Source organism: Marinobacter goseongensis (genome assembly GCF_023156235.1).
Classification (GTDB): domain Bacteria; phylum Pseudomonadota; class Gammaproteobacteria; order Pseudomonadales; family Oleiphilaceae; genus Marinobacter; species Marinobacter goseongensis.
On record NZ_JAKZAI010000024.1, the window covers coordinates 1 to 18,883 of the forward strand.

14 protein-coding genes are annotated in these 18,883 nt (G+C 58.5%); 7 read left to right on the forward strand and 7 right to left on the reverse strand.

Features of this window, described 5'->3' with window-relative positions; genetic code table 11:
* Positions 1-96 precede the first annotated feature (96 nt).
* The 4 genes from MLC70_RS16115 to MLC70_RS16130 all read left to right on the forward strand — a co-directional run bounded on the left by MLC70_RS16115 (position 97) and on the right by MLC70_RS16130 (position 2,877).
* Entirely contained in the window at positions 97-411 is a 315-nt protein-coding gene (locus MLC70_RS16115; protein ID WP_248185381.1) for a hypothetical protein, read from the forward strand.
* Between the two features lie 217 nt (positions 412-628).
* The gene (locus tag MLC70_RS16120; RefSeq protein WP_248185382.1) at positions 629-1,063 is read left to right on the forward strand and encodes a hypothetical protein; all 435 of its coding nucleotides are present in this window, start codon (positions 629-631) and stop codon (positions 1,061-1,063) included.
* Between the two features lie 248 nt (positions 1,064-1,311).
* Complete coding sequence (locus MLC70_RS16125; protein ID WP_248185383.1) at positions 1,312-1,812, forward strand: hypothetical protein; 501 nt, start codon at positions 1,312-1,314, stop codon at positions 1,810-1,812.
* Positions 1,813-2,154: 342 nt separating this feature from the next.
* Positions 2,155-2,877, forward strand: coding sequence for a phage protease (locus MLC70_RS16130; RefSeq protein ID WP_248185384.1), 723 nt, complete (start codon positions 2,155-2,157; stop codon positions 2,875-2,877).
* A 939-nt stretch (positions 2,878-3,816) separates the two neighbouring features.
* Here MLC70_RS16130 and MLC70_RS16135 read toward each other — a convergent pair.
* Positions 3,817-5,184 carry a WS/DGAT/MGAT family O-acyltransferase gene (locus MLC70_RS16135; RefSeq protein WP_248185385.1) on the reverse strand — a complete coding sequence of 456 codons (1,368 nt, stop codon included), beginning with the start codon at positions 5,182-5,184 and terminating at the stop codon, positions 3,817-3,819.
* A gap of 224 nt (positions 5,185-5,408) precedes the next feature.
* Between MLC70_RS16135 and MLC70_RS16140 the strand changes: the two genes are divergently transcribed.
* Complete coding sequence (locus MLC70_RS16140; RefSeq protein ID WP_248185386.1) at positions 5,409-6,449, forward strand: efflux RND transporter periplasmic adaptor subunit; 1,041 nt, start codon at positions 5,409-5,411, stop codon at positions 6,447-6,449.
* Positions 6,449-9,619: an efflux RND transporter permease subunit gene (locus MLC70_RS16145; RefSeq protein ID WP_248185387.1), complete on the forward strand. Its 3,171-nt coding sequence runs from the start codon at positions 6,449-6,451 to the stop codon at positions 9,617-9,619. The genes MLC70_RS16140 and MLC70_RS16145 overlap by 1 nt, the downstream gene beginning before the upstream one ends.
* A gap of 135 nt (positions 9,620-9,754) precedes the next feature.
* On the opposite strand, the gene nirD is transcribed toward MLC70_RS16145, so the two are convergent.
* Both nirD and nirB read right to left on the reverse strand, forming a co-directional pair.
* Entirely contained in the window at positions 9,755-10,123 is a 369-nt protein-coding gene (gene nirD / locus MLC70_RS16150; protein ID WP_248185388.1) for a nitrite reductase small subunit NirD, read from the reverse strand.
* A gap of 224 nt (positions 10,124-10,347) precedes the next feature.
* Positions 10,348-12,855 (reverse strand): nitrite reductase large subunit NirB, encoded by a 2,508-nt coding sequence (gene nirB / locus MLC70_RS16155; RefSeq protein ID WP_248185389.1) that lies wholly within the window; start codon positions 12,853-12,855, stop codon positions 10,348-10,350.
* A gap of 360 nt (positions 12,856-13,215) precedes the next feature.
* Here nirB and MLC70_RS16160 point away from each other — a divergent pair, with 360 nt between their 5' ends.
* The gene (locus MLC70_RS16160; protein ID WP_248185390.1) at positions 13,216-14,514 is read left to right on the forward strand and encodes a nitrate regulatory protein; all 1,299 of its coding nucleotides are present in this window, start codon (positions 13,216-13,218) and stop codon (positions 14,512-14,514) included.
* 12 nt (positions 14,515-14,526) lie between these two features.
* Here MLC70_RS16160 and MLC70_RS16165 read toward each other — a convergent pair whose 3' ends face one another.
* From MLC70_RS16165 to MLC70_RS16180, 4 genes are all read right to left on the reverse strand, one after another.
* Complete coding sequence (locus MLC70_RS16165; protein ID WP_248185391.1) at positions 14,527-15,225, reverse strand: hypothetical protein; 699 nt, start codon at positions 15,223-15,225, stop codon at positions 14,527-14,529.
* 108 nt (positions 15,226-15,333) lie between these two features.
* Positions 15,334-15,852: an Hcp family type VI secretion system effector gene (locus tag MLC70_RS16170; protein WP_041645909.1), complete on the reverse strand. Its 519-nt coding sequence runs from the start codon at positions 15,850-15,852 to the stop codon at positions 15,334-15,336.
* Positions 15,853-16,066: 214 nt separating this feature from the next.
* Positions 16,067-17,791, reverse strand: coding sequence for a bifunctional protein-serine/threonine kinase/phosphatase (locus MLC70_RS16175; RefSeq protein ID WP_248185392.1), 1,725 nt, complete (start codon positions 17,789-17,791; stop codon positions 16,067-16,069).
* Between the two features lie 77 nt (positions 17,792-17,868).
* Positions 17,869-18,717, reverse strand: a complete 849-nt coding sequence (locus tag MLC70_RS16180; protein ID WP_014579005.1) for a formate/nitrite transporter family protein — start codon at positions 18,715-18,717, stop codon at positions 17,869-17,871.
* Positions 18,718-18,883: the final 166 nt, after the last annotated feature.

The following is an 18,883-nucleotide window of genomic DNA, read 5'->3' on the forward strand; positions in this document are numbered from 1 at the left end:
GAAAACCACGAACTAGACTATGAAAGGTGGGTCAATTTTATTGGCCAAAGGTGGGTCAAAATAAATGGCCATTGACAGCAGGCTTTCAAAGATGCTGTGCAACTGCGTGATAATTTGGACGAAGATCTAAAATCCTGGAACATGCGCCGTGCGGTACACCAAGACCATCTTCAAACCGCGAAACGCCGGATGTTTGAATTAAAGCGGCTCGAAATGCTCGACGCCTTCACGCTGACGGCTGAGCAACTGGAACAGCTGGAAATGATTATCGCCGCAAAGACTGCTGCGTCGGGAAGCCCTCGGAACGGCTACGCAGACCCGATTGCCGAGAAATATGGTGATATGGAAGGTGCTCAAAAGCCTCAGCTTGCCGATGCACTTTTGAGTGAGATGGTCGCCAGCGTTCCATAATCTCGAAGTGTCGCAAGTGTAAAGCGTGGCTCTCCCTTCGGAGGGCCACATTTACGAACACAGCCCACTCCTTGTAAGATTTTCTCAAACAGATCCCATCTCAGTTAGTCCGATAATCAATCTCTTCAGGTTCTCATACCGAATCCCTTCGCGTCCTGCCGTTGCTCCAGTTCATGTTTTCCTAGCGAAAAGTTTCGCGGAAAAGAGAGTGCACGCCATGTCTGGCCGACGTGAACAATCGACAGAAATCGATCTACTTAAAGCCTACCGAGAGGGGGCTTTTTCTTTTGATGAGCTGATGAAATCAGTAGGCCCGGATTTTGGGGCACTGATTGAAGTCTCGCCTGAAACAGCAATCAGGCTTGTTATGGTGGCTGGAGGGCGCGACGTTTGGGCACCCATGACGAAAAGCAGAAAAAGTAGCTTGCGGTCAATGGTTGATGAATCCGACGTTGAAGTATTGTGCAGCATTTATCGAGGGTGTCGGATCAAAGTTCCAACTCTTTTTTCCCTAAAACACACGCTTCGCAGACGCAGAATTGCAGCACTCAGGCGAGACGGGTGGAAGCTAAACGAACTTGCGGAGCTGTTCCAGCTCACTGACCGTCAAATCCTGAAAATTCTAAAAAAACACCGAGAAGAACAGGCATAGCCACGATTCTTAGCGGATGGGTGAACTTGAGGCCCTTGCCTCTCCTGCACGAGAGGCCGGCGGGTGTTTCCTTAGACTTCGGGTGCAGCCACTAAAGAACACCGGAAACCTGAGACTACATTAAATCTTCTACCGTTAGAAGTTGCCCACTAAACCAGTCTTGCCGCCTGGGGAATCAGTGAGCCGCATACCCCGCCGATCCGCAGTGCTTATGTTCCCAACAGGCATTTATCGAAAACGAGGTAATCATGACGTGTTCAGCAGACAAGTTCAGAGGCCGGGAGCTGGCAACGGCATGGACCGACGGATTGATTTCAGATGACGAAATCTGGGCTGTCGCAAATGAAGACTTTCGCTCCTTGTTTGCTGAGTCTCCGGATTCAGCTTTGCGAATTGCTGACGCCTTAATGGATTCGAGACTTTCCTCAGCTGAGAGCAACGTGGAAGTAGCGCAGCTTTGGGAGACCCTTCAGCCGGAAGACGCACAGGTTGCTACTGAGCTGCTCCAAAAAAACGCCCTGGACCTGGCCCAACTATTGGCGTTGCGTCGGCATTTGTATCGCAGGCGGGCCATTGTTGCGCTTCGCGCAGAGGGCTGGACATACGGCCAACTGGCTCACGCCTTCAAGATCCCGCGTTGCCAAGTCGTCAGAGTTTTGAAAGAGCGCTCCAGGCGGCTATCGCTTCGCTTCCGGATGAGAAAGATCAGAGGGCGCTCAGAGGCAATCGATCAGTCCGCACGCGCATAACCAGAGCAGAAGGGACGCTCTGCCCCCGCCGCATCAGGGACCAGCGCCACGTTCAGAAACATCGTATGCGGCCATTCTGAACGCGCTTAACTGGATGTTAGCACAGTTATTCCAGGCAAGGCTGTCTGTGAAATTGCGAGGCCGTCCTTTAACCCTAAGTCCAGTCTCTTCTTGAGCAAGGCAGGGGTTGATTCCATGGCCCACTTAACCAGATGTGTCGTTTGCTTTGCTCGCCTCTACCAGTTCATCAAGCCTGGCAAGCTGGAGATTGAGCAAATGGCACAATGTGAAAATTTACGGAGAAGATAACGCTATGCAGACCAGGTGTGAGAGAGAAGTAGTATGACCAGTATTGCTGCATTAACTGCCAGTCTCCGAACGCCTTCTAACGATATCCAGCTGTTCCCGGCTGGCGTGTTTCGTGCCCGAGATGGTCGCCCAACTGGCATTGCAGGCTGGCGCGTGGATGCCGCTTCCGCCCGTGAGCTGATAGCGTTGTCTGGACAACGACACACTCCGTTTGTAATCGATTACGAACACCAGACGCTCTATGCTGAAACCTCAGGCAATCCCGCGCCCGCTGCTGGCTGGTTTGAGCGGTTAGAATGGCGCGAGGGTGATGGACTTTACGCCGTAGATGTCGAATGGACTGCGCGGGCAACCGCGATGATTGAGGGCGATGAGTATCGGTATCTGTCCCCGGTTTTCAAATACGATAAAAACGGCGCTGTAACGGAGCTTTTGATGGTGGCGGTAACCAACAACCCGGCGATTGACGGTATTGCTGATGTGGCGGCGGCGCGATCTGCGCAGTGGACCAGTAGAGCTGGTTCATACAGAAGAGGTGAAAGGCTCACGGAAGAAGAACGGGCTGTATGCCGCGCACTGGGAACCGATCCGGTCGAGTTTTTGAGGGCCAAACAAAAGCAGGCGACGAGTGCTGCATGTAGCGAGCTGCATGGTTCGGCAGGCCCTGCCTCGGCACGGCTCACCAGTGAAGAGTTGGCAGTTTGCCGTGCGATGGGTTACACCCCCGACGAGTTTCTGAGAGCCAAGATGCAATAAGACAGCAGTCTGTGAGACCTTCTGCGCGTTATCGCGCGGCGGCTACTTCTTCGCCTCGACTAATTAATTTAGAAGGCCCTTGCCTTTCCTGCACGAAAGGCCGGCTGTTGTTCTCTAGACTTCGGGTGCAGCCACTAAAGAACACCGGAGATTAAAGAGTACATTAACTCACCGATCGTTGGAAGTTGCCGACTAAAGCGGTCGTGCCGTCCAAAAGATCAAGGAGCCGCAGATTGTGGCGCGAAATACTGTCGGCTCAATACGGAAAATGCAGCAGATGAAAGACAAGCTCCAGCAGGAAATACGGGAGCTGTAGCAACTGACGGGGGGGGAGGAGTGAAAAAGAAGTTGGACTTTCATATCACAGACTTTAAAGGCAACCGGTTGGAAGAAGTTCCGCTAGGCTGGGGCCTCCAAACACGCCTGTTTGTTTGGAATTGGATCTTTCCCAGACGAGTCAGACTGGCGCTTTTGGGTTGCAAGTTTGAAGGATGGATGACCGGGGCAGCTTCACGCGGTTTGTGCGACCGTTGTCTGCAACATTCTTCACGCAAACCTGGCTGAGCGGGTCAGGCTTGCGAGCAACCGCAATACCAGACGCGTTTCCAACGCATGATGTCCTGGTCGTTGAAAGGCAACAAGGCGGCCATTTTCGAAGTGGTGCGGACGTCAAGGGCCCAATGCGGGTAGGGTTCTGGAAAAGTGGTTCGCAATTGTAAGACCCCATGCTGTGAATGAATGCCGCCTCACAGGATGTTTGGAACATTTAAAGGAAGGTTAACCGGGATGTTTATCGCAAACGGGGTTTTAACAGACGCAAAAACCGTAATTCTATTTATCGTGAAGCTTGGTCGAATTTAGCGTGTCGCCCTACACTGGACCCTGAACAACCAGATCTCCATCCGCAACGAAGAGCGCCGCTTCGGCTGACCGATCGGATCACAGGCCGGCCGCGGCCTCCAGTTCGACCAGGGCCTCTTCCAGGTAGTCGAGCATCCGCTGCAGGCTGGGTAGCGTGCGGCGGCAGCCGATGAGGCCGAACTCCACCTGGTCGCCGTAGCTGGTCAGGGTCATGTTCAGGGCCAGGCGGTCCATGGCGATGGAGACCGGGTACATGCCGTCCATCATGGCGCCGTTCCAGTAGCAGGTCTCCCGGGGCCCGGGGACGTTGGAAATGACCACGTTGAAGGTCTGCCATTTCGGTGCCATGCCGGTAAGCAGATGGAACGCCGCCGGCGCCAGGGTCAGGGCGGTGTAGTTGATGATTTCTTCCGCAGACATATGGGCGTAGCGGTCTTTGGCCGCCTTAACATCCTCGTGGATCTGCATCAGCCGGGTAACCGGGCTGGTGACGTCGGTGTGTAGCGAGGCGAGGATAACGCCCACCTGGTTTCCGCCGGAGCTGTCATCCTTGCGCAGGGACACCGGCACCATGGCGATCAGCGGTTTTTCCGGCAGGGCGTCCTGGTTCATCAGGTAGCTGCGCAGTGCTGTGGCGCACATGGCCATCACCACATCATTCACCGTGGTTCCGTAGATTTTACACACTGCCTTTATCCGGCTGAGGTCATAGGACTGTGCGGCGAAGCGTCGGGAGCCGGTGATCTTCTGGTTAAGAATGCTGCGGGGCGCGTGGAATATGGAGGAGTACGCGGGGTCTTTGCGGGCGTTATTGATGGTTCGCAGCAGTTCCCGGGCGACGGTGGGCAAGGTGCCCAGTTGTTTGCCGGATTCACCCAGCAGGTGGCCAATGCTTCGCCACAGCGAAGGGCCGCCATCATCCTTCTCACGCTCCGGGCGTGGTGGCATGGCCCAGATCGGCGGCATATCCCGCTCTCCGGTATCCTGACACAGCATCCGGGTAACCATCCGCATGGCCGAAACACCGTCTACCAGAGCATGGTGTACCTTGATGTACACGGCAAACTGCCGCTCTCCCAGCCCTTCGATCAAATGAAATTCCCACAGCGGTCGTTCCCGATCCATCAGGTGGGAGTGTTCCGCCGAGACAAACGACAACAGCTCTCTTACCCGTCCCGGGGTCGGTAGCGCTTCGAACCGGAAGTGATGCTCCAGATCCAGGTGCTCATCCTCTACCCATACCGGCTGACCGAAACGGTAGTCCAGTCGCTGGTTGAAAGGTGGCGTCACCTTTGTGTGTTGCCTTAACCGGTCCGCCAGCTGGGCAACGTAATCATCCGGAGCGCCTTCGGGAAAAGAGAACAGTTGAAGGCCGCCCACGTGCATGGGCTGCTGCCGTTTTTCCAGCCAGAGAAAAAGCTGATCCGTGGGGCTGAGAGGTTTCACAGGGCATCCTTGTTGTCAGTATTGTGACAATAGTAGCGCAGATGGATTGGAACGGAATTGACCCCGGTATGCATTGACTTCATTGGTCGGGCCAAACGCGGTCCGAGGTCCGGACGGACGTTTTCATCGTAGGTCATACTTTAAAGTTAGCAATTGCATCCATCGCACTGATTCATGGAGAAAAGGACGTGGGTAATGCTATCAGGACCCTGCACGGGGTCTTATTGTCTGTCTGCAGTCTGTTTCCTCTGTTCGCCGCGGCTCAGGATTTACCCGGCGTCCAGTTGGAGACAGTGTCTTCCGAGGACATTGTTCAGGAAGTCACCCTGAACGGGACGGTAAACGCCCTTCGTGTCTCAGGCATGTCCGCGGCGGTAGCCGGCCTCCTGGATGAGGTTCGGGTGGAAACCGGTGATCGGGTTTCCCGGGGTGATGTGCTGGTTTCGCTGGATGATGAAATGGTGACCTGGGAGCTGGCGGCCGCCAGGGCCGAGGCTGAGGAGGCCCGAAGCCGGTTGGAGGAAGCCCGGCGGAGACTGCGCGAGGCCAGGTCTGTGGGTGCGGGCCGTAATATTGCAGCAACGGAAGTCAGTGCCCGGGAGAGTGCGGTTGCCGCCAATGAAGCCACCCTGGCCCGCCTGGAAGCTGCCCGGCAGCAGGTTGAAGTCATGGCTGGCCGTCACCGTGTGACCGCGCCCTTCGATGGCGTGGTCAGCGAGCGCTTTCGGGATCTCGGGGAATGGGTAACCCCGGGTGACCAGCTGCTGACGCTGGTGGATACCGAAAACCTGCGACTGGATTTCCAGGTGCCCCAGGCCTTTTTCAAGCGCATCGACGACAACAGCCGGCTGTTGGTGCAGAACGACGAGGAACTGAGCCAGGCCACCATCGATGTCCTGGTGCCGATCAACGACCCCCAGTCCAGAACCTTTCTTCTCCGAGCGATAAAACCGGACACCCTGAAGCTGCTTCCCGGCATGGCGGTGCAGGCGGTACTGCGGGTCACCACCGGGGAGCGAGGCTTGACGGTTTCCCGCGACGCCATCAACCGTTATCCCGAAGGACGGACCACGGTATGGATCGCCGAGCCGGCGGATGAAGAGACCTGGACCGTTCAGGAAAAGCGGGTGCGTCTCGGCACAGGTTTTGAGGGGCGGGTTGAGATAATCAGCGGTCTTGAGACCGGCCAGCGTGTCGTGGTTCGTGGTAATGAGTCCCTGAGCGAGGGTATCAGCGTGCGCATTGCCGAACGGGAGAGCCGCTGATGTTCGCCGGCATTATCCGTCATGGCACTCTGGTTACCGTTATCGCCCTGATCGTTGCCATTCTTGGAACCGCAGCGGCGCTCCGGATTCCGGTTCAGATGATTCCGGACCTGGAAGTGCGTACCGTCACCGTTGAAACCAGCTGGCCGGGTGCGACGCCCCAGGACATTGAGAAGGACATACTGATTGAGCAGGAACGGTTCCTGCGCAATGTTCCGAACCTGAGCCGGATGACTTCCACCGCATCCAGCGGAGCGGCAGAGATCGAGCTGGAGTTCCCGTTCGGGGTGAATATCACCGAGACCCTTATCCAGATCAACAATGCCCTGAGCCAGGTCCCTGATTACCCGAGAAACGTCGATGAGCCGCGCATAGTGGCGGCATCTTTCTCATCCAATGCGTTCATGTATTTCCGTGTCGCTACCCTGGAGGGCAATCCCCGCGAGCTGGACATCGAGCTTATGCGCGATTTCATCGAGGATCGCGTCCGGCCAAGGATGGAGAGTGTGCCGGGGGTTTCCGAGGTTACCGTTGGCGGTGGCGCCGACCGGCAGATGCAGATCATTGTGGACGAATCCGCCCTGGCCCAGCGCGGCCTGAGCCTGGTGGATCTGCGCAACGCAATCGTGGCCCGTAACCAGGACATTTCCGGCGGCGAGATCGACTCTGGCAAGCGCCGGTATCTGTTGCGCACGGTCGGGCGCTTTGACGACGTTGAATCCCTGGAACAGCTGGTGGTACGCCGGCAGGGTGACAGCGTGGTGCGCCTTGGTGAGGTGGCCCGGGTTCAGCAGGGCCATTCCCGGATCCGGGAGCTGTCCTTTATCAACGGACAGCGGGTGATTGGCCTGCAGGTGCGCCGTGAAAGCGGCTCCAACGTCATTGATATCAAGCGCGCGATGATGGACGAAGTGGCCGCCATCAACCAGGAGGTGCTGGAGCCGGCGGGCATGACGCTGGGCCTGACCGCAGACGATGCCCGTTACGTGGAAGCCTCGGTGGCCAATGTCTGGACCAACCTGGGGATTGGCGCCGCCTTCGCAACCCTGGTGATGTTCCTGTTTCTGAGGTCCGGCCGGGCCACGTTTGCCGGGGTGGTGGGCATACCGCTGTGTGCCATAGCCGCGTTTATCGGACTGCTGATCACCGGCCGCACCATCAACGTGATCTCTCTGGCCGGTATCGCCTTTGCCATCGGCATGACGGTGGACAACAGCATCGTGGTGCTGGAGAACATCGAGCGACACCGGCGTTTGGGGCTGGACCGTTTCGAATCGGCCCTCAAGGGCGTGCGTGAAGTCTGGCCGGCGGTGCTGGCGTCCACCACCACAACCATCCTGGTGTTCCTGCCGATCCTGTTTATCGAGGAAGAGGCGGGCCAGCTGTATTCCGACGTAGCCATTGCCATCTCTGCTGCCATTCTCGCCTCCATGTTGGTGGCAATCACCATCATACCCACCCTCTGCGCCCGGCTGGATTTCGGCCGCCGGGGCGTGACCACCGATGAATACGGCAACGAAACCTCGGGTCGCTGGAGCGGGGCCGCCATGGGGGCGGTGCGATGGCTGGTGAATGGCACGGTGCGCCGGCTTCTGGTGATGGCAGCCACCGTCGGCTTCAGCCTGTGGGTGATTTTTGTGCTGACCCCGCCCGCCGAATACCTGCCGGAAGGCGAGGAGCCCAAGACCTTTGCCGCCATGTCGGCGCCGCCGGGTTACAACCTGCAGGAGATGGAAGCCATTGCCCGCCAGGTGGAAGACTACTTCCTGCCCCACGTGAACGCGGACGGCCAGGCCTACGCCGCGGGCGAAACCGGCGTGCCGCCCATGGCCTATCTCAACATGCAGGTAACGCCCACCAGGATCCGGATCATCGCCGAGACCCTGAACCCGAGGCACATCGAAGCCCTGATGGATGAGATCACCCGATTCTATGAGCAGTTCCCGGGCATGCGCGCCTTCGCGGCCAAGGGCTCCATCATCTCCAGCAACGACGGCGGCACCCGCAGCATCAACCTGGACATCTCCGGGCCGGATCTGGTGTCGGTTTACGGCGCTGCGAACGCTGCCTATCAGCGCGCCGAGGAAATCTTCGACAACCCCCGCATCCAGAGCCAGCCCTCCACGCTGTCTCTGGCACAGCCGCTGATCCAGATCATGCCTGACTGGGATCGCGCCGCGGAACTTGGCCTTGGCGCTGAAGGCATTGGCTTTACCGTTGCCTCCCTGACCGAGGGCAGCTACGTCGACGATTTCTTCCTGGACGACGAAAAGATCGATATCTACGTCTACGGCAGCGAGGGTCGCAACCCGTCACTGGACAGTTTGCCGGATGTCATGGTGCACACCCCCCAGGGTGCTACCCTGCCGCTCTCCAGCCTGGCTACCATCGAGGAAACCGTCGATACCAGCACGGTCCGCCGTGTGGATGGTCGCCGCACCGTGACTCTGAATGTGATTCCCCCGGACGACGTACCGCTCGAAGCCGGCGTGGAGAGGGTGCGCACGGAACTGTTGCAGTTCATGCGGGACAGCGGCGCATTGCCCGCGAATGTGAACGTGGATATCTCCGGCGCCAGCGACCAGTTGAATGCCACCCGGGAGGCACTGACCGGCAATTTCATCATTGCCATTGCCATCGTCTACCTGCTGCTGGTGGCCATCTTCGCGCACTGGGGATTCCCGCTGCTGATCATGACCGCAATACCGCTTGGCGTGGCCGGTGGCATTGTGGGCCTGGCCCTGATGAACCTGGTCGGTGGCCTGCTGCCCATGATCGGCCTCCAGCCTCTGCGACAACCCTTCGACATGATTACCATGCTGGGCTTTCTGATTCTCATGGGAACCGTGGTGAACAACCCGATCCTGGTGGTGGACCAGGCCCGGCAGAACCTGCGTCAGAAGGGCGTTACCGTGGTGCAAGCCGTCACCGCCGCCGTCCAGACCCGCCTGCGCCCGATTGCCATGACCACCCTGACCACCATCTGCGGCCTCTCGCCCCTGGTGTTCCTGCCCGGCGAAGGCACCGAGCTCTATCGGGGCGTGGGCGCCATCGTTCTGTTCGGCCTGCTGGGGGCCGCCATCGTAACGGTAACCTTCCTGCCGTCACTGACCATCTTTGTTCTGGGCTGGCGCGAACGTTGGCGATTGCGCCGTTCTGACGAGGTCTGAGCTGGGAGTAGCGCCGTCACGCGCCATGGGAGGTCTTTCTTCCGGGGAAAAGCAACTCGCTTCGCTCAGACATCTTTTCCCCTGCACAAAGACCTCCCATACCACGCGCCGGCTCTTGCCGGCATTGTTTCGGGGTCAGGCCGCGATAGATGTTTGTTGGTTTGCTCGGACTTCAAGTCGGATCTGATTGCCGTCCAGCAGGACAGGGTAGGTTTTGACCCGCACGGTATCGTCTTCCAGACAGATACCGGTCCGCAGGCTGAAATGTTGTTTGTACAACGGCGACGCGACCACCGGCTCCCCCTTCAGATCCCCGGTAATCCCCCGGGCCAGAACATTGGCGCCGCTGAACGGGTCCGTGTGGCTGATGGCAAACAGGGCGGGCAGCCGGTGCGGAAGATAAAACACCGCCACCGGTCCTTCTTCGGTCCATACCGCGATGCCCGATTCCGGCACCAGGTCGTCAACGGTACAGACGGCTTCCCAACGAGTACGTGGTTTCATGCATTCCTCCAATCTTGTTTTTACGATCAACCGAATCGTTTTGCCGTTCTGGTAAATTCGACCTTCAAACTTTCGGCCTTTTCTGCCCGGGGCGTTAACTCGTGATCTGGTGAGTGTGGGGGTAGGTATCTTTCCCCGACAGGAAAAAGGTGTCTGAGCGAAGCGAGTTCTTTTTCCCGAGGGGAAAGATACCTACCCCTGCGCTCTGCCCCTCGACAACCAGTCTAAGCGGACTCCAAAACAGGCCGCCGCTGCCCCCGCTCAACGGTCCACTCCTGCACCGGATCCGTCTGAGAAGGCGCATTCACAAACTCCCGGAACCGCTTCCGCTTCTCCGGATCCTCAACGGCCGTCTTCCACTCGCATTGGTAAGTCCCAACAATCCCCTCCATGTGCTCCTCCAGCTCCGCGCCAATTCCAAGGCTGTCTTCAAGCACCACCTGCTTCAGGTACTCCAGACCACCCTCCAGGTTTTCCATCCAGACACTGGTGCGTTGCAGCCGGTCGGCGGTGCGCACATAGAACATCACCACCCGGTCAATGGTCCGGATCAGCTCCTCGTCTGACAGGTCGGTGGCAAACAGATCGGCGTGGCGAGGCCGCATGCCGCCGTTGCCGCAGACATACAGGTTCCAGCCGTTCTCCGTGGCGATCACACCAAAGTCCTTGCTCTGGGCTTCGGCGCATTCGCGGGTACAGCCGGAGACCGCCATCTTTACCTTGTGGGGCGCCCGCAGGCCCTTGTAGCGGTCCTCAAGGCGAATCGCCATGCCCACGCTGTCCTGGACGCCGTACCGGCACCAGGTGTTGCCAACGCAGGACTTCACGGTACGCAGTGACTTGCCATAGGCATGGCCGGTCTCGAACCCGGCGGCGATGAGTTTCTCCCAGATCTCCGGCAGCTGGCTCAGGGTGGCACCGAATAGATCCACCCGCTGGCCGCCGGTGATCTTGGTGTACAGGTCGTACTCCTTGGCCACCTCGCCCAGCACGATCAACTTGTCAGGGGTGATCTCGCCGCCGGGAATCCTTGGCACGATGGAATAGGTACCGTTCTTCTGCATGTTGGCCATGAAGGTGTCGTTGGTGTCCTGCAGCGGCACGTGATCCGTGGCCAGGATGTGCTCGTTCCAGCAGGTAGCCAGGATCGAGGCCACCGCCGGTTTGCAGATATCGCAGCCGTGGCCTTTGCCGTGCTGGCTGATCAGGGTGTGGAAGGTGCGAATGCCGTTCACCTTCACGATATGGAACAGCTCTTGGCGACTGTAAGGGAAGTGCTCGCACAGATCCTTGCTGACTTCCACGCCGCGCTTTTCCAGTTCGCTGTCCACCACGTTCTTCAGGAGCGCCGTACAACCGCCGCAGCCGGTGCTGGCTTTGGTCTCGGCCTTGACGCTGCCAAGGTCGGAGCAGCCTGCATCAATGGCACCGCAGATATCGCCCTTGGTGACGTTGTGGCAGGAGCAGATGGAGGCGGTTTCCGGAAGAGCGTCGGGTCCCAGGGCCGGCGCCCCTCCCTGGCTTTCCGGCAGGATCAGCGTTTCCGGATTCTCCGGCAGGGTGATGCCATTGAGGGCGTATTGCAGCAGGGTGTCGTAGTGACTGTTGTCGCCCACCAGGATGGCGCCCAGCAGGGTCTTGCCATCCTCGCTGATTACCATTCGCCGGTAGTGGCCGGCCTGTTCATCGTTAAAGCGGATGTTGCGGGCGCCGGGGGTCTGGGCATGAGCGTCACCGATGGAACCCACATCTACGCCCAGCAGTTTGAGCTTGGTGCTCATGTCTGCGCCGGTGAAGGCAAGTTCACGATCGCCATTCAATGCTGCAGAGAGGGTTCGGGCCATGGTGTAGCCGGGTGCGACCAGGCCGAAAATCTTCTGTTCCCAGAGCGCACATTCGCCGATGGCGTGCACATGGGGGTCAGAGGTGGTGCAATGATTGTTGATCACAATCCCGCCGCGCTCGCCGATTTCCAGGCCACTGGCCCGGGCCAGGGCATCCTGGGGCCGGATGCCGGCGGAAAAGACGATCAGGTCTGTCTCTAGGAAGGACTCGTCGCTGAAGTCCATTCGCAGCCGGGCGTCCTCGCCCTCGGTAATTGCTGTAGTGGCCTTCTCTGTATGCACCTGCACACCGAGCTCCTCAATCTTGTGGCGCAGTAAGGCGCCGCCATCGGCATCCAGCTGGACCGGCATCAGCCGGGGCGCAAATTCCACGACGTGGGCTTCCAGTCCCAGGCTTTTGAGCGCATTGGCGGCTTCAAGACCCAGCAGGCCGCCTCCGACCACCACGCCTGCGCGGGCACCTTCTGAACTGGCGCGAATGGCATCCAGGTCATCCAGGGTCCGGTAAACCAGGCAGTGCGGGCGATCATTGCCCTCGATGGGGGGTACAAACGGATAGGAGCCGGTGGCCAGCACCAGTTCGTCGTACCGGTAGCTGCCACGGGGCGTTTCCAGGGTGCGATTTTCCCGGTTGATGCCGGTCACCTGCTCGTTCAGGTGCAGCTGGATGCCCTGCTCGGTGTACCACTCCAGCGTGCCCATGGCGAGATCGGCGTGGGTGGAGCCGCCGAAATACTCCGACAGGTGAACCCGATCATAGGCCAGCTGCTTTTCCTCGCCGAATACGATGATCTCAAAATCGGCAGCGGCCGGGCTGGCGCAGAATTGTTCCAGGAAGTGATGGCCAACCATGCCATTGCCGATCACGATCAGGGTTTTCTTGCTCATTCCGGTTCTGCCTCCCACACAACAAAAAAGCCGGAGCATCTATTCCCGAGGGTGGGAAATCGATGGTCCGGCGCCAATGCCAACAACAATGATCTGATGGTCCGGCCTGATCCGTGGCCGGGACGTTCGTCCTTGACAAATACTTAGCGATCTTCGTGCCAGGTTTTTAAAGCCATTAAAAACAAAGTCTTGAGAATTTTCGGGGGATTCGAGGGCGATTTCTGATCCGAAAACTGCCCTGTCGCAGGGCAGACTGCACGGCTTTGGCGCCTGTTTCGTGTGGCCCGGTAATTGCTCCACTGTCTCTGCGAAATGCAGAGAATCCCCATGGGGGTAAGGGTGAAAGCGCCCGGGAGTGTAATGATGAATACCAAGCGCAATACCGTTCCGGAAATTCCCGGTGCAGGCGACTATCTGATTGCGTCCAAGACGTGCGAGCTGATGAGCCTCCAGTACTTTTTGCAGATGGGCAGGCTGGTTCAATGCATCAGTAGTCTGGTCCATGGGCTGCAGCGGGAGCGTGGTGCTTCCAATGTGTTTCTCGGTTCCTCCGGCAAGAAGTTTCAGGAGGAGCGAAAGTCGCTGGCAGTTGAATCGGACCGACTCAAACGCGAGTTTGAGCTGGCGCTGGCGGAGATCCACGAGGAACTGACAGGCCACCCTGTCAGTAGCCGTCTGCTGAACCAGATTGCCAGCGCCCTGCATGGCCTTGAGGGGTTGGGCGAATTAAGGCGTTGCGTTGTTGCCCGGAAAGTCACTGCCGAATCGGCCACTGAGGACTATAGCAGTCTCATTCATAATTTGATCGCGGTTGTATTCGAGGCCGCCGACACCGCTGTCGATCCCACCATTGCCGGGTTGTTGGTGGCGATGGTCCACCTGATGAACGGCAAAGAGCTGTGTGGGCAGGAACGGGCCGTGGGTTCTGCCGGTTTCTCGAGCGGGGCATTCGATCGTGCACTTTCCGAGCGCATGGCGCACCTCATTGAGGCGCAGGAACGCTGTTTTGAAGTATTTGCCGGTTTTGCCGATGCGGATTCCCTGTCTCTCTGGCAAAAGGTGAGTAGCCACGAGCGTGAAGGTGAGATCGAGCGAATGAGACGTCTGGCGTCTTCTGTGGGCCGGTTCAAGGACGTCGATCCCGAGCTCGCCGATCAGTGGTTCAAACTGATGACAGAGCGTATCGATGCTCTGAAACAGATTGAGGATTCTGTCGAAGGCTGCTTTCACACCCGATGTATTGAGCGCTTTGCCGCTGCCAAAAAGTCATTGGCGCATCAGGAGACACTGATCGCATCGCTTGATACCGGTGGGGCTGCCAGTCAACCCTTGCTGGTTCTGTGCAATTCCGGAAGCGAAGGCTCAACGGGTGAGGCGTTTTCAAGTGAAGGGATGGGTCAGCAGTTCGGCCGCTCAATCTTTGAGCTCGTGCAGGAGCAGACCCGCAGTCTTCAGAAGATGACGGACGAGCTCCAGAGTGCGAAGGAAGCGCTGGAAGACCGGAAAACTCAGGAAAAGGCCGTACTCTTGCTGATGAAGCATCGAAAAATCAGTAACGACGAGGCCCACCGCCTGCTCAGGAAACTGGCCATGGATCAGGGGCGGAAACTGCCCGAAGTTGCCCGGTCGCTCATTTCGATGGCGGACGTCCTGAAGTAAACGCCAGCGTCGTTAACGTGGGGTTAACCGGCTCAGCATCTGCACCGGTACCCGGTAGCGCACGCCTTTCGAGGGACCGATACCGTCAACGGTGCAGGTTTTGCGATTGACCCGGATGATTTCCCCCTGCAGCTCCCGTCGACCGGCACCGAAGCGAACCGCGTCGCCCACCTGCCAATTGGCCAGCTGCTGCCTTGTGTCTACCGGCTCGAAGGGCGCATCGGACAGCGCCAGGCCCTGATCCCTGGCCCTCTCTGCCAGGGCCGTGCGGGTAGTTTGCGCGGCACCGCTCGCGTGCAACTCATCCAGAATGGTGTAGAAATGGCGGTTGTGCACGGAGCCCCGATATCGCTGTCCGGCACTCTGCTGCAGGAGATGGGCAAACTCGTGGCAGCAGGTATGGGCCAGCAGGTTCAGCGTACTCAGCTCCCCGCCAAAATACCCACGTTTACGGATCTCCCGGCCCGAGAGCCAGCCGCTGGCCGTCTCCGGCTGGTGCTTGGCGGCGATCATGCGGGCACCGTAGGTGATCAGGTGCTGCCGGTCTCGGGAATCGTAACGGTGGTAGGTGGCCTGGCCTGATCCAACCCGGCAATGCAGGACGCTGCCGGGATTGCGTTCCCGGACCCACTGCTCTGCCGGTTGCCAGAGCCAGTCCCGGGTGACGGCGCACATCAGTTTGCCGATTTGCTTAATATCGTTGTTGTCCATGGATCGCATAGTAAGGGGTGTACTGCTGCGATCATACCCGTTGCCGGGGTTGGGGTAAAAACAACAACGGCCGGTAAGACCGGCCGTTGACTGGAAAGCGCGAGGGGATCAGGCCTCGATCGGCGAACGCCAGTCGTCAGCACCGGAAGTACCGGCAACGGCGTGTTCCCAGGTCACCTTGCGGTAGGACAGGGAAACGGTGACCAGCTGGGTGAAGTCGGCGTTGCCGGCATCCTGGCAGTGGGGCATGTTGCAGTTGATGTCGATGATGGTGGCATCTTCGAGGACGGTGGAGAAAAAGTGCTCCTGCTTGCCCTCAACGGAGGTGCGGTACCACTTCAGTTCGACCTTCGGCAGCATCTCGCCGGAGGCGAGGGCGTTGTACATCAGCGGGGTGGCCTTGTTCAGGGCGGACGTGAACTTGAACGGCTTGTGAACGCGCTGACCGGATGGCTGACCGGACTGGGGATCGGTCGGTACGGTAACAACGTGGCTGAATTCCTGCACCAGCACTTCGTCTTCGTGGCCTTCCACGTAAATGTTGCCGACGGAGTCGGATGTGAATGCGCCTGCAGTGATGTTGCCCTGGGTTTGGCCTTCGATGCTGATATAACAAGGAGTTGGCATAGTCTGCTCCATGACTTGTGAATGAATAGTGTCCCCGGGTGTTCCCTGGACGCTGACTTCCGGTACAAAGCCTGTGCCAGAACAGGTAATGTCATTTAAAACAGTAGGTTATCTTTTTTCTCGGAGATGCTCCGGGCGTGCCGGGCAATCCCGCGCCCGAATGCCAGGCGACGGATTGCTGGCGGGGCAAGAACTTGCTCGGGTAATTCCTGCTTCAGCCCAGGCCGAGGGCTGCCAGCAAGGCCAGGAGCAATAGCCCGGAAACACCCTGCCAGAAGGCCACGGGATTGCGCTCCATCAATGGCGGTCGACGACGCCTGTGCCAGTCGGCGGGAGGATGTCGGAGGTTATAGAGGTATTCCGAAAGTGCCGAAAAGCGTCTGTGGGCCTGGGGATGAACCGCTTTTTCAATGGCATCGTCGACCCAGGCGGGCAGAGTCTCCCGGAACTGTCGGGCAGGTTGATATTTCAAGTTTCGAAGCTGGCTCCTGCTGTGAATCTTGGGCACCTCCGGACCGTAGGGGAGCCGGCCGGTGAGCAGCTGATAGGTAATCACTCCGAGGGAATACTGATCTGACAGCCAGCTCCCTGGCTCACCGAGAAAAGTCTCCGGAGCCGTGTAAAGCGCTGCCCCTCGTGGGCCAGCCTGCTCGCCGATGTCAGAATCCTCAAGGCCGGCAACCCGGGTGGCACCAAAGTCGATCAGTGTGATGGTGCCATGGGTATCGACCAGTACGTTTTCCGGTTTCAGGTCCTGGTGCACCATTTCAAGCCGGTGAAAGGCCCGCAAGCCCTTACCGATCTGCTCGACGAGGCCGTGAACCGTTTCAAGGGGCGGCGCCGGATTATCCAGCATCCATTGCCGAAGTGTGCAGCCGTCAACGAACTCCGTGGCCTGATACAGAAAGCTGTGTTTCCGGGCGGTGGTATACGGCCGAACAACATAGGGGCTGTTGATTCGCCGGGCAATCCACTGTTCCGTAGAAAACTGTTCCAGATAGACCGGATCATGCCGTTGTTCCATTGACGGCATTTTCAGCGCCACCCTGCTTCCGGTTTCCTCATCAACCGCCAGGTAGATGTGGCTTCGACTGCTGGCGTGAATCTGTCTCAGAATGCGGTAGCCATCCAGGTGTTGTCCCGGCTGCAGTTCTGGCGCAAACGGCAGCTCGGCCAGCTCCCTGAACATCTCGCTGTTCCCGAGTGCCCGTGGCGTCGATTCGATCCTGATGATCTGGGCCGTCAGGTTATCGTCACTGCCCTGCTTCAGCGCGGCCGCGGCGAGCTGGCGGGCAGCCGCCTCCAGATCGTGCGTTGATTCCCGGATAATGCCGGCCATGGTTCGTTCATCCAGGTGTTCGTGGATGCCATCGGTGGTAAGCAGGAAGGTGTCGCCTGTTTGTACCGGCAGGCTGTGATAATCAATATCCAGTTGGTGGCCAATGCCCATGGCACGGGTGAGGCAGCTCTCTTCCCTGGAAATCCAGAGCCGATGATCGGTGCTGACCTGTTCGAGCTGTTCAGGATGGACCCGGTAAATGCGCGCATCGCCCACGTGGAACAGGTGCGCCGTGGCAGATTTCAGCACCATCACGCTCAAAGTGCAGACATAGCCCCGGTCGCGGTCATAGCGGTACTGGCTTTGCCGGGTCTGGGCATATAGCCATGCGTTGGTTGCCCTCAGAACCCGTTGCGCGGACTGTTTGACCGACCAGCTCTCCGGGGTTGAAAAGTAGTCGTTGAGAAACCCGGCGACGGCGGATTCGCTGGCAATCTGACTGACATCGCTGGAGCTGATACCGTCGGCGATGGCAACGGCAATGCCTTTGGTAACCAGCTGACGCCCCGTAGGCACTAACAGACCGTGGAAATCCTGGTTCATCGGCTTTGCGCCAGCTTCCGAGTGCTGGCCGACGGAAATGGACAAGGATGTTGTCATGGAAAACTGGGATTTCCCTGCGGGAGGAAAAAGCAACTCCGGCGGGTGCGGCAGCCGGAGTTGCAGGAAGACCCTGCTTAGTTGGAGCTGGCCAGGGCAGCATCGTTGTAGGCCGTTGCAATCTTGCGCTTCGGCGCAGTTCTTACATGGGTGGTGTAGAGCGTCAGGCCGGTAAAGGCCAGGCCGCCGACAAGGTTCCCCAGTACAGTGGGAATCTCGTTCCACCAGAGGTAGTCCATCACCGAGAACTCGCCGCCCATGATGATGGCGGACGGGAACAGGAACATGTTCACGATGGAGTGCTCGAAACCCATGAAAAAGAACAGCATGATCGGCATCCACATCGCCAGTACTTTGCCGCTGACATTGGTGGAAATCATGGCGCCGACGACGCCCATGGAAACCATCCAGTTACACAGCATTCCGCGGATAAAGATGGTGGCCCAACCGGCTGCTCCGTATTCGGCGTAACCGAGTGTGCGCGCTTCTCCGACACTGGCGATCTTGGCACCGACCGCCCCCGGATCGGTGTTGAAACCGTAGGTGAAAATAAAGGCCATCATGAAGGCTACGGTCAGTGCGCCGCCCAGATTGCCAAGAAAGACCCATCCCCAGTTCCGCAGAATGGCCGCCGGGGTTACGCCGGGGCGTTTATCAAGCAAAGCCAGGGGCGTGAGCATGAAAACGCCGGTCAACAGGTCGAAGCCCATCAGGTAGAGCATGCAAAAGCCGATCGGGAACAGGATGGCGCCGATCAGGAACACCCCGGTCTGGACCGCCACGGTAATGGCAAACGCTGCAGCCAGGGCCAGGATGGCGCCAGCCATGAAGGCCCGGATCAGAGTGTCCCGGGTTGACATGTAGATCTTGGATTCGCCGGCGTCGACCATCTTGGTGACGAATTCCGAAGGCACGATGTAAGACATAGTGTTTTCCTCTGACTTCTATCAAGTGGCCAGACTTTTTGATTGGCCATAAAAAAACGGCGTTACTCGCCGCCTGCAATCTGCAGGTACAAGTAGACGCCGTCGTCTGAATAAATCTGTCGCTGTGAACAGAACCGACATTGGTTCCGTTAAGTCCGGATCTGCA

What these genes read in the sequence shown, in the direction of transcription:
- MLC70_RS16160 (WP_248185390.1), top strand. Translation starts at nt 13,216, where the DNA reads ATGATGAATACCAAGCGCAATACCGTTCCGGAAATTCCCGGTGCAGGC.
- MLC70_RS16130 (WP_248185384.1), top strand. Translation starts at nt 2,155, where the DNA reads ATGACCAGTATTGCTGCATTAACTGCCAGTCTCCGAACGCCTTCTAAC.
- MLC70_RS16170 (WP_041645909.1), bottom strand. Translation starts at nt 15,852, where the DNA reads ATGCCAACTCCTTGTTATATCAGCATCGAAGGCCAAACCCAGGGCAAC.
- nirD (WP_248185388.1), bottom strand. Translation starts at nt 10,123, where the DNA reads ATGAAACCACGTACTCGTTGGGAAGCCGTCTGTACCGTTGACGACCTG.
- MLC70_RS16120 (WP_248185382.1), top strand. Translation starts at nt 629, where the DNA reads ATGTCTGGCCGACGTGAACAATCGACAGAAATCGATCTACTTAAAGCC.
- MLC70_RS16175 (WP_248185392.1), bottom strand. Translation starts at nt 17,791, where the DNA reads ATGACAACATCCTTGTCCATTTCCGTCGGCCAGCACTCGGAAGCTGGC.
- MLC70_RS16165 (WP_248185391.1), bottom strand. Translation starts at nt 15,225, where the DNA reads ATGGACAACAACGATATTAAGCAAATCGGCAAACTGATGTGCGCCGTC.
- MLC70_RS16180 (WP_014579005.1), bottom strand. Translation starts at nt 18,717, where the DNA reads ATGTCTTACATCGTGCCTTCGGAATTCGTCACCAAGATGGTCGACGCC.
- nirB (WP_248185389.1), bottom strand. Translation starts at nt 12,855, where the DNA reads ATGAGCAAGAAAACCCTGATCGTGATCGGCAATGGCATGGTTGGCCAT.
- MLC70_RS16125 (WP_248185383.1), top strand. Translation starts at nt 1,312, where the DNA reads ATGACGTGTTCAGCAGACAAGTTCAGAGGCCGGGAGCTGGCAACGGCA.
- MLC70_RS16145 (WP_248185387.1), top strand. Translation starts at nt 6,449, where the DNA reads ATGTTCGCCGGCATTATCCGTCATGGCACTCTGGTTACCGTTATCGCC.